Source organism: Bacillus sp. PK3-037, from assembly GCF_054161355.1.
The window spans coordinates 3,376,822-3,392,752 of sequence record NZ_CP096408.1 but is presented as its reverse complement, the minus strand read 5'-3'; the positions used below and the strand labels follow the sequence as shown (position 1 = coordinate 3,392,752).

General features: G+C 50.0%; 13 protein-coding genes. All 13 read left to right on the top strand.

What is annotated here, in order from left to right:
* The first annotated feature begins 23 nt into the window (after positions 1-23).
* The 13 genes from M1D69_RS17465 to M1D69_RS17405 all read left to right on the top strand — a co-directional run bounded on the left by M1D69_RS17465 (position 24) and on the right by M1D69_RS17405 (position 15,927).
* Complete coding sequence (locus M1D69_RS17465) at positions 24-653, top strand: YesL family protein (protein WP_227534121.1); 630 nt, start codon at positions 24-26, stop codon at positions 651-653.
* The gene (locus M1D69_RS17460) at positions 650-2,383 is read left to right on the top strand and encodes a cache domain-containing sensor histidine kinase (RefSeq protein WP_458105364.1); all 1,734 of its coding nucleotides are present in this window, start codon (positions 650-652) and stop codon (positions 2,381-2,383) included. Before M1D69_RS17465 ends, M1D69_RS17460 begins: the two co-directional genes overlap by 4 nt.
* Positions 2,383-3,498, top strand: coding sequence for a response regulator transcription factor (locus M1D69_RS17455; RefSeq protein WP_458105365.1), 1,116 nt, complete (start codon positions 2,383-2,385; stop codon positions 3,496-3,498). The genes M1D69_RS17460 and M1D69_RS17455 overlap by 1 nt, the downstream gene beginning before the upstream one ends.
* Before the next feature lie 103 nt (positions 3,499-3,601).
* Complete coding sequence (locus M1D69_RS17450) at positions 3,602-4,885, top strand: ABC transporter substrate-binding protein (protein WP_458105366.1); 1,284 nt, start codon at positions 3,602-3,604, stop codon at positions 4,883-4,885.
* Entirely contained in the window at positions 4,882-5,811 is a 930-nt protein-coding gene (locus tag M1D69_RS17445) for a carbohydrate ABC transporter permease (RefSeq protein ID WP_458105367.1), read from the top strand. The genes M1D69_RS17450 and M1D69_RS17445 overlap by 4 nt, the downstream gene beginning before the upstream one ends.
* A gap of 3 nt (positions 5,812-5,814) precedes the next feature.
* On the top strand, positions 5,815-6,705 hold the full coding sequence (locus M1D69_RS17440; protein ID WP_333513852.1) for a carbohydrate ABC transporter permease: 891 nt from the start codon (positions 5,815-5,817) through the stop codon (positions 6,703-6,705).
* A gap of 15 nt (positions 6,706-6,720) precedes the next feature.
* Entirely contained in the window at positions 6,721-7,755 is a 1,035-nt protein-coding gene (gene yesR, locus M1D69_RS17435; protein WP_458105368.1) for a rhamnogalacturonyl hydrolase YesR, read from the top strand.
* A gap of 22 nt (positions 7,756-7,777) precedes the next feature.
* On the top strand, positions 7,778-10,063 hold the full coding sequence (locus M1D69_RS17430; RefSeq protein ID WP_458105369.1) for an AraC family transcriptional regulator: 2,286 nt from the start codon (positions 7,778-7,780) through the stop codon (positions 10,061-10,063).
* A gap of 13 nt (positions 10,064-10,076) precedes the next feature.
* Entirely contained in the window at positions 10,077-10,775 is a 699-nt protein-coding gene (locus tag M1D69_RS17425) for a rhamnogalacturonan acetylesterase (RefSeq protein ID WP_458105370.1), read from the top strand.
* On the top strand, positions 10,768-11,430 hold the full coding sequence (locus tag M1D69_RS17420) for a YesU family protein (protein ID WP_458105371.1): 663 nt from the start codon (positions 10,768-10,770) through the stop codon (positions 11,428-11,430). Before M1D69_RS17425 ends, M1D69_RS17420 begins: the two co-directional genes overlap by 8 nt.
* Positions 11,427-12,056, top strand: a complete 630-nt coding sequence (locus M1D69_RS17415) for a YesL family protein (protein ID WP_458105372.1) — start codon at positions 11,427-11,429, stop codon at positions 12,054-12,056. The genes M1D69_RS17420 and M1D69_RS17415 overlap by 4 nt, the downstream gene beginning before the upstream one ends.
* A gap of 139 nt (positions 12,057-12,195) precedes the next feature.
* A complete protein-coding gene (locus M1D69_RS17410; protein WP_458105373.1) occupies positions 12,196-14,040 on the top strand; it encodes a rhamnogalacturonan lyase in 1,845 nt (614 codons plus the stop codon).
* A 48-nt stretch (positions 14,041-14,088) separates the two neighbouring features.
* On the top strand, positions 14,089-15,927 hold the full coding sequence (locus tag M1D69_RS17405) for a rhamnogalacturonan lyase (protein ID WP_458105374.1): 1,839 nt from the start codon (positions 14,089-14,091) through the stop codon (positions 15,925-15,927).
* The last annotated feature ends 4 nt before the right edge of the window (positions 15,928-15,931 follow it).

The following is a 15,931-nucleotide window of genomic DNA, read 5'->3' as shown; positions in this document are numbered from 1 at the left end:
GCGTTTTCTTTAGTGGGAAGGTGTTGTCGATGATACATAGCCTGACAAATGGGCTGAATCGTTTTTGTACATGGGTGATGAGACTGGCTTATGTAAATGTGCTGTGGATCTTGTTTTCTCTTGCCGGGCTGGTCGTGTTTGGGTTGATGCCTGCTACGGCCGCGATGTTTTCAGTGGCGAGAGAGTGGGCGAAGGGGAACACGGATGTCCCGGTGTTTTCTGTGTTTATCCGGACGTTTAAGAAGGAGTGGGGTGCAGCTCAGCTGTTGGGGCTCATTCTTGTGACGGCCGGCTTGTTTTTGTTTGCGGATATACGGATTGCCGCTCAGATGAATCAGCCTGTGCTGGTGAATGTGTTTATGAGCATCGGATTGATTTTCGTGTTTGTGCTGTTATATGTGTTTCCGGTCTTTTCTCATTTTGATGTAAAGCTCAGACAGGTGCTGAGCATCAGCTTTTTGATTGCCTTCAGCCGGCCATTGGTGACGCTGATGATGGCAGCGGGTGCGGTCGGAATGTTGTTTCTTGTGCTGTTTCATATGACGTTTTTGCTGTTTTTCAGCGGCAGCGCGCTGAGCTTGCTGTTAACGAAGCTGTCCTTTACAGCATTTATGTCAATAGATCAGCGTCAGGAGAAAGAAAAGGCGGCATGAAAGGAAGAGTCGCGGGCTGGTACAGGCGGATGAAGATTAAGGATAAGCTGTTTGTGTTTCTGTCATTGATCATGGCCGTGTCCTTTCTGTTTGTATACAGCGGGGTGCAGTACGCTTTTCATGTCTATGATGAGCAGATTTACCGCAAATCCTCGGAGGTGCTGCGGATGTCTTCTGAACGGATTGAAGACGAGCTGAAGAAAATTGAAGATGTATCGTATGAAATCATTACCGATGAACAAATTCAGCGCATTCTCAGCATGCAAAACCGTGATGATACGTATGACCAGTATCAAATGAAGCAGGAGCTGTGGGATCAGCTTGCGCAATATGCCGGCGATGAAAAGTACATTGATTCGATTCATTTGATTGATGCCCGGGGCTCAGATTATTCCGCCGGAAGCAGTTCATCGGACCTTATGAAGCAGCAGCAGGAAGAGGTATTTGAACGGGCGAAAGCGCAAAAAGGCAGAAATCTTTGGATGACCTTGGGCAATTCAGATCCTGTCCTGATTTCAGCGCGGCAAATCAGATCGTTTCATCAGCTGAGTTTAAATGGCTTGGGCATGGTGCTGATTCAAGTGAATGTGAAACAGATGATTCGTGATTTGCCGAAGGATTGGGGCGATTCGGTCGGAGATATGATGATCGCAGACAAGGACGGCAATCTGGTATATTCGGCACATGCATCGGTGCTTACGCCTGAGATGACAAAGCAGACGCTGCGGCATCCTGGTTATGACTTGGTAAAAAAGAATGGCAAACGTTATTTTATTTCTTTCCTTCAATCATCCTATCAAAACTGGAGCTACTACAATGTTATCCCCTTTGATCAGATGTTCGCGAAAATTTCCTTTATGAAAACGGTGATCGGTACGTGCTTTCTTTTGTTTTTCAGTGTGGTTTTGCTATTCGGGCGGAAGATTGCCAACAGCATCACAGAGCCGATCGAGCAGCTTGTGTCCGCAATGAAATCGGTGCAGCACGGCGGGATTGAGGCGGGCGTGTCGCTGTCACTGCCGGAACACACACAGGATGAGGCCGGAACGCTGAACCGCCATTTTACCGTGATGATGAAGCGGATCAATGAGCTGATGGAAGAAAATGTGGAAAAGCAGCTAATTATTAAAGAAACAGAGTTGAAGGCGCTGCAAGCCCAGATCAACCCGCATTTTTTGTATAACACGCTAGAGTCCATCAATTGGCTGGCGAAAGCGAATCAGCAGAAGCAAATTTCTCAAATGGTGGAATCGCTCGGTTTTCTCCTGAGAAACAGCATTCATATCAAAGAAGATACAGTGACCCTTCAGGAGGAGGCGGATATTGTGCTTCACTATATGACGATTCAGCGGTTCCGGTTTGAGGAGCGCTTGAACTTCACCCTGGACATCGCCGATGAGGTGAAGCATTGCCGAATTCCGAAGCTGATACTCCAGCCGCTGGCGGAGAATGCGATTCAATACGCGCTTGAGCCTTTTACTCGGCCATGCGCCATCCGCCTTCAAGCGAAAAAAACGGAGGACTGCGTCTGTATTACTGTCGAAGATAACGGGCCCGGCATGGACGAACGTATTTTTGAAAAAACGAGCGGACGAGGGATCGGGCTCTGGAATATTCATGAACGCATCCGACTGATGTTCGGGGAGCCGTATGGCTTACGCATTCAAAGTGAAAAAGGGAAGGGAACGGCGATTTTGCTGACAATACCGTGCCGAAATGAGGTGGTGTGATGTACAAAATACTGCTTGCTGATGATGAGAGAATTATTCTTGACGGAATGGCAGGGATCATTGAGTGGGAGACGCTTGGCGCTTCTTTAATCGGCAAAGCGCAGAACGGAATTGAAGCGTATGAGAAGATCGTAAACAAGCAGCCGCATATCGTCATCACTGATGTAAAAATGCCCGGTATGGACGGGCTTGAGCTGATCAAAAAGGCGTCAGCCGTCTGCCCGCCCGTGCAATTTATCGTCCTGTCTGGTTTTGGGGAGTTTGAGTACGCGAAGGAAGCGATGAAATACGGGGTAAGGCATTATTTGCTGAAGCCCTGTAATGAGCAGCAGATTATCCGTTCATTAGAGGAAATCATCGCCGAGCTGAAGCTGCGTGATGTGCGGAAGAAGAAAGCAGCCCACCTGAAACATGAGCTGAATCATATCCGTTCCTTTGCGGCTGATCAATACCTGGAAGGCTTGATCGCCGGTGTCACCCATCTGTCTCCGCCGCCTTCGCTTGCAGGAAAGAAGATTCGCCTTATCATCGCGGAGAACGCTCAGCCTGAAGATTCTGCCGCCAGAGAGGCGTTTGGTTCCGCGCTGACAGCTTTTTGCTGCAGCGGAGGACGTGCGGTGTTTGCCGTGGAGGAGGGCACGCCCGATCTGGAGAAAAAGGCGGCGGACGGCTTTGCAGGCTGCCGGGTGATCATCAGCCGGACGGGGGAGCTGCGGGACGCAGGACAGCTGTTCCGGGAAGCAACTGAAACGGCCGGTGACCAAAAGCGGAGTGAATTGATTTCTAAAATCAACAGGCTTGTCGCCGACGAGCTCGGCAATCCGAATCTCTCTCTAAAATGGGCAGCAAAAGATATGCTGTTTATGAACCCTGATTATGTGGGGAAAATCTTTAAGCAGGAGACAGGCGAAAAGTTTTCCCAATATGTTACGCGGGTGCGTCTTGAGCATGCGATGAAGCAGATGAAGCTGAGGCGGGATGTGAGTGTATCAGAAATCGCGGAAGAAATCGGATTCGGTGATAATCCGAAGTATTTCAGTCTCGTCTTTAAAAAATATACCGGTCTGACACCGTCAGAATTCAGAAGAAAACAGGGAGGCGCTTCCGCAGGATAGCCATCTCTGTTTTTTTAACTTTCGCCACTGTTTTTTGAGTGTTTCGCCTCGTCACAACCCTTTAAAATGAAATGTAAGCACTTACATTAAAGGGGGGATTGATGTGAAGAAGGTTTACTACGTGCTGCTGTCACTTGTGTGCGTCTTGTTTTTCAGCGGATGTTCTGCGGGGGAAGAAGCGTCAGGGAAAAAAGAAGACATTACACTCAGAATCGCATGGTGGGGCGGACAGCCGCGGCATGGCTATACAACAAAGGTCATTGAATTATATGAGAAAAAGAATCCGCATGTCCATATTGAAGCGGAATTTGCGAACTGGGATGACTATTGGAAGAAGCTTGCGCCAATGTCTGCCGCGGGCCAGCTGCCTGATGTCATTCAAATGGATACGGCATATTTGGCGCAATACGGAAAGAAAAATCAGCTTGAGGATTTAACGCCATATATGAAGGACGGAACAATTGATGTCAGTTCAATCGATGAGAATATGCTGTCCGGCGGAAAGATTGACGGAAAGCTTTACGGATTTACACTTGGGGTCAACGTGCTTTCTGTGATTGCCAATGATAATCTGCTGAAGAAAGCCGGTGTTTCAATTCACCAGGAAAACTGGACGTGGAAGGATTATGAGAAGCTGGCGTATGAGCTGCAGGAAAAAGCCGGCGTTTACGGATCTAACGGAATGCACCCGCCTGATATTTTCTTCCCGTATTATTTGCGCACGAAGGGTGAGCGTTTTTATAAAGAGGACGGCACGGGCCTTGCGTACCAGGATGACAAGCTGTTTGTTGACTATTTTGAGAGGCAGCTGAGACTGGTCAAAGCAAAAACGTCGCCAACACCGGACGAAAGCGCCCAAATTAAGGGGATGGAAGATGACTTTATTGTCAAAGGCAAATCAGCCATTACATGGAACTACTCCAATCAATATTTAGGCTTTGCCCGGCTGACAGAATCGCCGCTTTCTCTCTATCTGCCGCCGGAGCAAATGAAGGAAAAGGCGCTGACACTGAAGCCGAGTATGCTGTTTTCGATTCCGAAAAGCTCTGAGCATAAAAAAGAGGCCGCGAAGTTTATCGATTTCTTCGTGAATAATGAAGAAGCGAACCAGCTGATTAAAGGCGAGCGGGGCGTTCCGGTATCCGACAAGGTGGCAAATGCCATTAAACCGGGGCTGAATGAGGAAGAGGCCAACATTGTGGAATATGTGGAAGCCGCATCGAAAAATATCAGCAAAGCCGATCCGCCGGAGCCGGTGGGAAGCGCGGAGGTTATTAAACTGCTGAAGGATACGTCTGATCAGATTCTGTATCAGAAGGTATCGCCGGAAAAAGCCGCCAAAACGTTCCGGAAGCAGGCCAATGACATTTTAGAGAGGAATAATTGACGGGAAATGGGGCTGACAGAATGAAAATAAGCTGGAGTATGAGAAAAGACAATCTGGCGGGATATGCTTTTATTTCTCCGTTTATTATCGGCTTCTTCTGTTTTACGGTGATTCCGATGGGCGCGTCCCTGTTTCTGTCCTTTACAAGCTACGACCTGTTTACGGCGCCGAAGTGGATCGGGCTCGATAACTATAAGGAAATGTTTACGGGTGACGAAAAGTATTGGCAGTCGCTGAAGGTCACTTTCACGTACGTGCTTGCCGGGGTTCCGCTCCGCCTCGGCTTCGCGCTTTTTATTGCCGTCATTTTAAACAATGCGGCAAAGGGGACGGCTATCTACAGGACGCTGTTTTATCTGCCTTCTATCATCGGCGGAAGTGTGGCTGTTGCCATTATGTGGCGCAATATTTTCGGCAATGACGGGGTCATCAATGCGCTGCTGTTTTTTGTCGGGATCGATCAAAAAATTCTCTGGTACCAAGACCCGGCAAGCGCGTTATGGACACTGATTCTGCTGTCCGTCTGGCAGTTTGGGTCATCCATGCTGATTTTTCTGGCCGGGCTGAAAAACATTCCGGCATCATACTTGGAGGCGGCCAGCGTGGACGGCGCAAATCGCGTGCAGCGCTTCTTTAGGATCACGCTTCCGATGCTGACGCCGATTATTTTCTTTAACCTGGTCATGCAGACGATTTCTGCTTTTATGACCTTTACTCCGGCCTATATCATCTCAAAAGGCGAGGGCGGTCCGCTTGACGGGACGCTATTGTATTCACTCTATTTGTTCCAGCGGGCGTTTAACTATTTTCAAATGGGCTACGCCTCGGCGATGGCGTGGATCATGCTGATCATTGTCGGGCTGATTACGCTGATTTTATTTAAAACATCATCATATTGGGTTCACTACGAATCAAAGGAGGAGTAACGGATGGAGCCGGTCAACCAGCCTGTCAGGCAAGCCCCGGTGTTTGAAGGGAAAAAAGCTGGGCGCATCAAGCCAAAACGCATTCTGTTCCATGTTTTTACGGCGTCGCTGGCGGTGTTATTGCTGTATCCCGTCATTTGGCTGTTTGTCAGTTCTTTTAAAGAAAGCTCCAGTATTTTCACAACCTCTCATTCTCTCATTCCAGATCCTTTTATTCTCAGCAACTATGCTGAAGGGTGGAAGGGCATTGCGGGTCAGCCGTTTTGGACCTTTATTAAAAACTCGGCGATCATTGTCGGGCTGTCTACAATCGGCGCCGTCCTGTCATCGGCTGTCATTGCCTACGGCTTCGCACGCATTCCGTTTAAAGGAAAAGCATTTTGGTTCGCCTGCATGATGGGGACGTTAATGCTGCCGCATGAAGTGCTGATGATTCCGCAGTACATTATGTTTGCGAAATTAGACTGGCTGAATTCATTTAAACCGATTGTCGTTCCGCAATTTTTCGGGCATGCGTTCTTTATCTTTCTGATGATCCAGTTTATCCGGACGATTCCCGAGGAGCTGGATGAAGCCGCGCGAATCGACGGATGCGGGCGCTTTGCCTGTTTTTGGCGGATCATTCTGCCGCTCATTGCACCGGCGCTTGCGACGTCCGCGATTTTTTCTTTCTATTGGAAGTGGGAGGAGCTGATTCAGCCGCTCTTATATTTGAATAAGCCGGAGCTTTATCCTGTTTCACTTGCGCTGAAGCTTTTCCTGGACACGGAATCCGCTTCGAACTGGGGCGCGATGTTTGCCATGTCGGCCGTCTCTTTGCTGCCTGTGATTCTCGTATTCTTTCTGTTTCAAAAATATATCGTTCAGGGCATCAGTACGACCGGATTAAAATAAAAAGGAGTGTTGCAGATGGCACAGCTTATCTTTGATGAAGAAAAGGTCACATCCGTTATTGACCGAATCGTGAAACGGACATTTCAAATGGATTTTGCGTGGGATTGGCCGGGCGGCGTCGCGTTTTACGGCGTGGCGGAGGCGTATGAAGCGACGGAAAACGAGGAGTATATCAAACTGTTAAAAACGTGGGTGGATGAACAGCTGGAGGATGGGCTGCCGCCGCTGTCGATCAACGGTGTTTCCGTCGGGCATACGCTTTTGTTTCTGCATCAGGTGACGGGAGATCATGTCTATTTGGAAACGGCTGGCGAGATGGCGGAATATGTGCTTCATCATGCGCCGCGCTTTGGGGAAGGTATTCTTCAGCATACGGTGAACTCGGCGGATTATGTGTTTCCTGAGCAGGCGTGGGCGGATACGCTGATGATGGCGGGGCTGTTTATGCTGAGAATCGGCCGTGTGATGGAGCGGGAGGATTACTTCGAGGACGGCCTGCGCCAGTTTCATGGACATGAGGACGTGCTGCAGGACCCCGTAACCAATTTGTATTACCATGCCTGGGACAACAAATTGCAAAACCACCTGTCGGGGATTTATTGGGGGCGGGCGAATGGCTGGGCTGCGCTCACGATGGCAAAAGCGCTCCCGCTCATTGAGGTGACGCATCCTTCTTTTATGATCATTGACGGATCGCTCAGAGACCAGCTGAGCGCGCTTGTCCGGCTGCAGGACGATTCAGGGCTGTGGCATACCATTTTGGATGATCCGGATTCGTATTTGGAGGTTTCGGCATCTGCGGGCATTGCCTCTGCTTTGCTGTCGAGCGGGAAGCTCTATACAAAATACGTGCAGAAATCACTTGCCGCCATTTTGGATGCGGTGGAAGAGGACGGACGTGTCAGCAAAGTATCCGCGGGCACAGCCGTCATGAAAAATGCGGAAGGATACAAACAAGTGCCTTACAAACGAATACAAGGCTGGGGACAGGGACTTGCACTCACATTTCTCGCTGATGTGCTGAGAACGAAAAAACGCGTGTATCAGTAAAGACGGCGGCGGGGGGAAAGGGATGAAAAAACAGCCTCAACAGAAAGAACGGGTTTCACGCTGGAAGGGAACGTATTTCAAAAGAAACTTTGTTTTTATTTTGCTGATTGCCTGTATTCCCGGACTGCTGACAGGCGGGGCCATCTACTTTTTGTCTATCGATAAGGTGGAGAAAGAGCTGCAAAAGTCGCATGAAACACAGGTGGCGCGTGAAGTCAGCCGGATGGATGAGAAGCTGGAAGACCTTGAGCTGACGCTTGCCCAAATGGCATACGATTCCTCGCTGATGAACGGATTGGCCGAGAAGGATTTGGAGAAAGACTTTACATTCTCCTATCAATTAACGAAAAAGCTGTTTCTATTGCGGGACCAGCAGCCGCTGATTCAGCAGGCTTCTATCTTTCTGAACAGCCCCCGGCCTCTTGTACTGAGCCCTGAATACAGCGCGCTGACAGAACAGGATACGCTTCGCAAATACCGCTCGCTTCTCACTTCAGATCGGAGTATTTATTGGAGCCGGCCGGGAAAAGACGCCGCACTGATTCAGCTCATCCCGGGTGCGGCCGAGAAACCGTTTGGCGCGATCATGCTGACGGTAGACCCGAAAGAAATGGAGGCGCTCCTGCAAAGTTTGTCTCCTTATCCTGAAGGCAGCGCGCTTCTTCTGGATCAAAAGCGGGAGGTGCTTTTCCATGGGGGAGAAAAGGATTTTGAAAATGCTTTACTGAATGAGGTGAAAAAACAGCCTCACCAGAACAGCCATTTTCAGATGGATTGGGACGGCACGGTGTATTCCGTCTCCTATGGAGAAATGAAGCGAATGCATCAGAAGTGGACCTTTGTTTCTGCGGCGCCTCTTTCAGCTATTACAGCGCCGATGGTGTTTTTATCAAAGGTGATTATTGTGATGCTTGTCATTTGTATCGGCTTGGCTGTGTGCATGACGTGGTACGCTTCAAAGAAAATCTATCGCCCGATTCAGCATCTGCTCGGATTGTTTACCGGCGGCGAGAAAAAAACATGGCAGGCGTCAGGCCAGGATGAATTTAAGTGGATAGAAAAGAGATGGAATGATCTTTCCCTAGAGAGCCGAAAGCTTCAAGAGCAGCTGCTCCGGCAGACGCCCCATATGAAAAAGAGTTTTTTGCAGCACCTTCTCCAGGGTGATTTTTACTATGACACAGAGGACAGTCTCAGATCGCGGATGGAGGATGCGGGCTGGGACATCGGGGAACACGTATTTCACGTGCTTGATCTTCAGGTGACAGGGCTTCGTGGTGATAAGAGCATGTTCTATGCCGATGATGAACAGCTTGCTGTGTTTACACTGACCAATTTACATGAGGAGCTTGCGGCAAACCGCCGTTTTCAACTTTCAATTCTTGATATTGGCCGCCTTTCCGTCACCGTGCTTGTGATGAAAACGAGCGGATCGGATCTAAAGGGGTATGTTTCAGAGCTGGCCCGCATATTTGGTGCTGTCACGGGACTAAGCCTGGCCGGAACAATGAGCAGGCAATCGGCCCGTATTATGGATATCCCATCGCTGTTTAAGGATGTGAAAAGCGGCAAGTCCCGCAGGTGTTTTGCCAATCGCCATCAGATTATAGATTTGCAGGATGATGTTTTTCAGGCTGAACCATCCGCACCCTGCTATCCTTTTGAACTTGAAAAGCAAATCGTTCAAGCCATTCGGCTGGAAAGAAAAGCGGAAGCAGAAGAGCTGATTCGCTTATGTATGGATGAACTGGCCGAAAAGGCGGTCAGCGACAGACAAGTGCATTCTGCACTGATTCAGCTGTTTTCCCGCATCCAGGAGGATATTCTGCATTCCGGCCTTCATCCGAGCGAGCTGTTTGGCAACAGGGATATGCTTTGCGAAATATCTGAGCTGCATGAGCCTGTCCAAGCGGCTGCTTGGCTGATGGATGCGGTTGTCACCCCGTATCTCGCCAAACTTGAAGGCAGAAAAAACAGACAGCAAAAACAGGTGGCAGAACGTGTGATTGCGATGATTCATGAGCAGTATATGGCGGATCTTTCTCTTGAAAGCTGCGCGGATGCGCTGGGCATGAATTCTTATACCTTGAGCAAGGCCTTTAAACAAGTGACGGGCGTTAATTTTATTGATTATGTGACCCGCATCAGAATCGAAAAAGCAAAAGAACTGCTGGTAAATACGAATAAAAAAATTCATGATGTGTCAGAAGAAGTCGGCTATCGCCACAATTATTTCAACCGGATTTTTAAAAAGCAGGTCGGCATGCCGCCGGGAGTTTTCAGGCAAATGTATCAGGAAACGCCGTGAAAGGAGAGGACATGTGATGGAAAAACCGATTCAGGTGTTTTTAGCAGGGGATTCCACCGTAAGCGACTGCCCGCCGCATGAAGCGCCGATGGCAGGCTGGGGGCAGGTTTTCGGTCAATTGTTCACTGAACAGGTGAAGGTGCGCAATCACGCCAAAGGGGGAGCAAGCACCAACTCTTTTGTGGAGGAAGGAAGGCTTCGGGCGATTGCTGAGTGCATAGCACAAGGCGATTATTTGTTTATCCAATTCGGCCACAATGACCAGAAACCGCGGGGGACGAAGCCGTACTCGACGTATCAGCAATTTCTCACTTTATTTGCGGACACAGCACGAGAAAAAGGAGCGCAGCCTGTGTTCGTTACATCGGTGCAGCGCCGCCGCTTTGATGAAAACGGAAGGATTGAGCACACGCTCGGTGAGTATCCGGATGCGATGAAAGCGTTAGCGAAGGAGCTTGATGTGCCGGTCATTGATTTGTTAACGAAAACGAAGGCGCTTTATGAAACATACGGACCGGAGGAGTCAAAGCGTTTGTTCGTGTGGCTTCAGCCGAATGAACATCCAAATTACCCAGATGGCATTGAGGATAATACGCATTTTTCAGAAGAAGGGGCCATGGAGGTTGCGAAGCTCGTTGCTGAAGGCATCGAAGAAAGCGGCTTTCCGCTGAAGGACCATCTCGTTAGCCGGGAGGGGAAAGAACATGTATAAAGAAGGCCCGTGCCTGTACCGCAATCCGCTCCGTTCAGCAAGCGATGTGAAGGACTGGCGGATGGAGGGAGGCGGGCACGTTTCATTCGAAGATTACCGTATGCACCTGTCACATGTACAGGACGAAGCGCACTTTGTTTATTGGTGCCCGGAAACATTTCCCGACGGCATCATTGTGAAGTGGGATTTTTACCCGATTGAACAGCCGGGGCTGTGTATGCTGTTTTTCGCAGCTGCCGGCATCGGAGGCGAGGACTTATTTGACCCGCGGCTCAAGAAAAGAACAGGAAAGTACCCCGAATACCATTCCGGAGACATCAATGCGCTCCATCTGTCGTATTTCCGCAGAAAATACCCGGAGGAAAGAGCGTTCCGCACCTGCAATGTAAGAAAAAGCCGCGGTTTCCACCTCGCTGCAATGGGAGCTGATCCGCTGCCTTCTCCGGACGACGCTGATTCCCCGTATCATATGAAGCTTATTAAGGATAAAGGGTATGTGTATTTTTCGATCAATGATCTGACCATTCTGGAGTGGCAGGATGACGGAAGCACATTCGGAGCTGTGTTAACGAAAGGAAAAATCGGACTGAGGCAAATGGCGCCGATGAAAGCCGCTTATCGTGATTTGTCTGTGCACCAAGCGGTGAGAAGATGAAGACGACTGTGACGGATGCGCTTTATGCAGGCTGTGAGGCGGTCGTGAAAATCGCGTGGCTGAACGGGCTGTGGCTGTTGTTTACACTTTTGGGCGGCGTTCTTTTCGGATGGGCGCCGAGCACAGCCGCGATGTGTGCCGTCATACGGAAATGGCTGATGGGGCAAAAAGATGTCCCGGTATTTACGTTATTTCTGGATACCTACAAAAAAGAGTTTCTGAAGGTCAATGCGATTGGACTTGCGTTTTTTGCCCTTTTGCTTATTTTGTCGGCTAATTATTATTATTTTTCGGCAAGTGCGGATTGGCTGTCCTTTACCGTGACGAGCTGCACCCTCTTGGCGGGGCTTTTGTACACCGTCGCGCTCATGTATGTGTTTCCTCTTTATGTGCATTACGAGCTTCCGCTTCGCCAATATATTCCGCAAGCGCTGCTGTTTGGCGCCATGCGGCCGCTGACCACCGGCTGCATGCTGATCGGCTGCGGATTTGTGCTTTATTTGCTGTATACGCTTCCGGGCCTGATCCCATTTTACGGCCCAAGTTTATTTGGGCTCGTGTCGATGTTTTTTGCTTTCAGTGGGTTTCAAAAAACAGAGGCGCAGCGACGTCATCAGTCCGGATAAACAAAAAAATGACAAACGGGCAAAAAAGTGCAGCCAATCAAAAACGTTTATGCAAAAATGTGACATTGAAGACAGCTCCTCGAGCGCATAAAATCCAATTTAAGTAAGCGCTTACAGATAAATGATAAGGAGCTGTCTGATGATTAGACGAAGAAAAAGCATGTTTACCACTCTCACATTGTTGGTGTTGTTGATGATGGGGGCTTCTGTGTTTCCTGTCAAAGCAGAAGGAGCGGCGCGGCAGATGGAAGCGCTGAACCGGGGCCTTGTGGCAGTCAAAACGGATGGCGGCATTTTTGTCAGCTGGCGGTTTCTTGGGACAGAAAACGCATCTGTGACGTTTAATGTGTACAGAGACGGACAAAAGCTGAATGCTTCGCCTGTCAAATCCACGAATTATATCGATAAAAACGGAACAGCTGGCTCATTGTATTCCATTCGGGCTGTTGTAAACGGAACCGAGCAGGCCGCTTCAGAAAAAGCTTCTGTATGGGCACAGCCGTATCACTCCGTTCCGCTTGATAAACCGGCTGGCGGCACGACACCAAAGGGCGAAGCCTATACCTACAGTGCCAATGATGCCAGTACGGGCGATGTGGATGGCGATGGGCAGTATGAGCTGATCCTCAAATGGGATCCGTCCAATTCAAAGGACAATTCACAGGACGGCTATACGGGTGAAGTGTTTATTGATGCGTATAAGCTGGACGGAACAAGATTATGGCGAATCGGTCTCGGCAAAAACATCAGAGCGGGCGCACACTACACTCAGTTTATGGTGTATGACCTGGATGGTGACGGAAAAGCGGAAGTGGCGATGAAGACCGCTGACGGAACAAAAGACGGCACGGGAAAAGTGATCGGAAATGCGAATGCCGATTACAGAAATGAGCAGGGGCGTGTACTTTCTGGTCCTGAGTACCTGACTGTTTTTCAAGGTGAAACGGGAAAAGAGCTTGTCACTTCAAACTTTGAACCGGCACGGGGCAATGTATCAGATTGGGGCGACAGCTACGGCAACCGGGTCGATCGTTTTCTTGCGGGCATTGCGTATCTCGACGGACAGCGTCCGAGCCTGATTATGACCAGAGGCTATTACGCCAAAACCATGCTTGTTGCGTATAACTTCAGAGACGGAAAATTGTCAAAGCTCTGGACGCTGGATTCCTCTAAGTCGGGTAATCAAGCTTTCGCCGGACAGGGCAATCACAACTTAAGCATTGCAGATGTGGACGGAGACGGCAAGGATGAAATTATCTTCGGCTCAATGGCGGTTGACCATGACGGCAAAGGCATGTACTCGACAGGCTTAGGCCACGGAGACGCGCTGCATGCCGGAGATCTTGATCCGAGCCGGCCGGGGCTTGAAGTATTTCAGGTTCATGAGGACAAAAACGCGCAATACGGCTTATCCTTCCGTGACGCCGCAACGGGAAAAATCATTTGGGGTGTCCACGCCGGCAAGGATGTAGGCCGGGGCATGGCTGCTGATATTGATCCGCGCTATCCGGGACAGGAGGTTTGGGCGAACGGTTCTCTTTACACATCGAAAGGCGCCAAAATCGGCAGCAGTGTGCCGTCGTCAACCAATTTCGGCATCTGGTGGGACGGTGACCTGCTGCGGGAACAGCTGGACAGCAACAGGATTGATAAATGGGATTATCAAAACGGCGTCTCTAAAAACCTGCTGACGGCATCAGGTGCTGCCTCCAATAACTCTACAAAAGCAACACCGGCTCTTCAGGCTGATCTGCTCGGTGACTGGCGGGAGGAAGCTGTGTGGAGAACCGAGGACAGCAGTGCGCTCCGCATCTACACCACCACAATTCCGACTGAGCACAGGCTGTATACGCTGATGCATGATCCTGTGTACCGGCTCGGCATTGCCTGGCAAAATGTCGCGTATAACCAGCCGCCGCATACAAGCTTCTTTTTAGGAGACGGCATGGCGGCACAGTCTAAACCGAATATGTATACGCCTTAACGAAGGGGGGAAGGAACGGGCCGCACGCTTGGCCCGTTCCCATTTAAAATGAAACCAAAAAAGAGGCAGATGGAATACCTGACCAGAGGCCTGATCGCGGTCAAAACGGAGCAAGGCGTATTTGTGAGCTGGCGTTTTCTCGGAACCGATCATGAGACTGCAGCTTTTCACATTTATCGGGACGGAAATCGGATCAATGGCGAGCCGATTGCGGATAGCACCAATTTTCTGGATGAAAAGGGAACGGAGGACTCTCTCTATCAAGTGGCGGCTGTCTATAAAGGCCGGGAAGAAAGGCTTTCGAAAGAAGCTTCCGTTTGGCGGGAAAACGTTCTCGAGCTCCCGCTAAACAAACCAGAAGGCGGCGTGACGCCGGACGGAAAACCGTATACCTACAGCGCCAATGATGCGAGCGTCGGAGATGTGGATGGGGACGGGGAATATGAAATCATCCTGAAGTGGGACCCGTCCAACTCAAAAGATAACGCCCACGACGGTTATACCGGAGACGTCCTCATTGACGCCTATAAATTGAATGGCGCTTTTCTGTGGCGGATCAACCTCGGCAGAAATATCAGAGCAGGCGCCCATTACACGCAGTTTATGGTCTATGACTTAGACGGTGACGGAAAAGCAGAAATCGCTATGAAAACAGCCGATGGCACAATAGACGGCAAAGGAAACATCATCGGTGAAGCGCATGCCGATTTCAAGAATGAGCAGGGCAGAATCCTGTCAGGTCCGGAATATTTGACAGTGTTTAAAGGGGAAACCGGTGAAGCGCTCACGACTGTCGATTATGAACCGCCTCGCGGTAACCTAGAGGATTGGGGAGACGGCTACGGCAACCGGATGGACCGTTTTCTCGCCGGAATCGCTTATTTAGATGGAGAGCGGCCGAGCCTGGTGATGGCACGGGGCTATTATATGAGAACGGTACTGGTCGCTTATGATTTCAGGAACGGCAGGCTCAAAAAACGCTGGATGTTTGACTCCAATCAGCCGGGGCATGAAGCATACGCGGGACAGGGCAACCACAGCTTGAGCGTTGCCGATGTTGATGGCGATGGAAAGGATGAAATTATTTACGGCGCCATGGCGGTTGATCATGACGGAACCGGTCTGTACACGACGGAACTGGGACACGGAGACGCCATGCACGTCGGCGATCTAGATCCGTCACGCAAAGGGCTTGAAGTGTTTCAGGTTCATGAGGACGCAAGCAAGCCGTATGGGTTGTCGCTGCGTGATGCCGGAACAGGCGAGGTGTTATGGGGCGTCCATGCCGGAACAGATGTCGGCAGAGGAATGGCGGCTCACATTGACCCTCGGTACAAGGGATCACTCGTCTGGGGAATCGATCCGCCGGGCAGTGAAGGAATGTCATATGGGCTCTATACGAGCAAAGGAGAAAAAATCAGCGACAAAGCGCCTGCTTCCGCCAATTTCGCCATTTGGTGGGACGGGGACTTGGTCAGGGAGCTTTTGGATCATGAATGGAATGGAACGATCGGCAAACCAAAGATTGAAAAGTGGGATGCTGAAAACCGCTGTTTAAAAACGATTTTTCAGCCGGAAGGTGTGCTGTCCAACAACGGGACAAAAGGAAACCCGGTTCTTCAGGCCAACCTGTTCGGAGACTGGCGGGAAGAGGTCATTTGGAGAACCGAAGACAGCAGTGCGCTCCGTATCTATACAACGACACACCTTACCCGCCATCGTTTTTACACACTGATGCACGATCCGGTTTACAGGCTGGGAATCGCTTGGCAGAACACCGCGTACAACCAGCCGCCGCACACAAGCTTTTATCTCGGAACAGGGATGAAAAAACCGCCGAAGCCCGCTCTGTACATAGCGGGAAACAAAGCGGAGACGCCGCTTTAGGAGG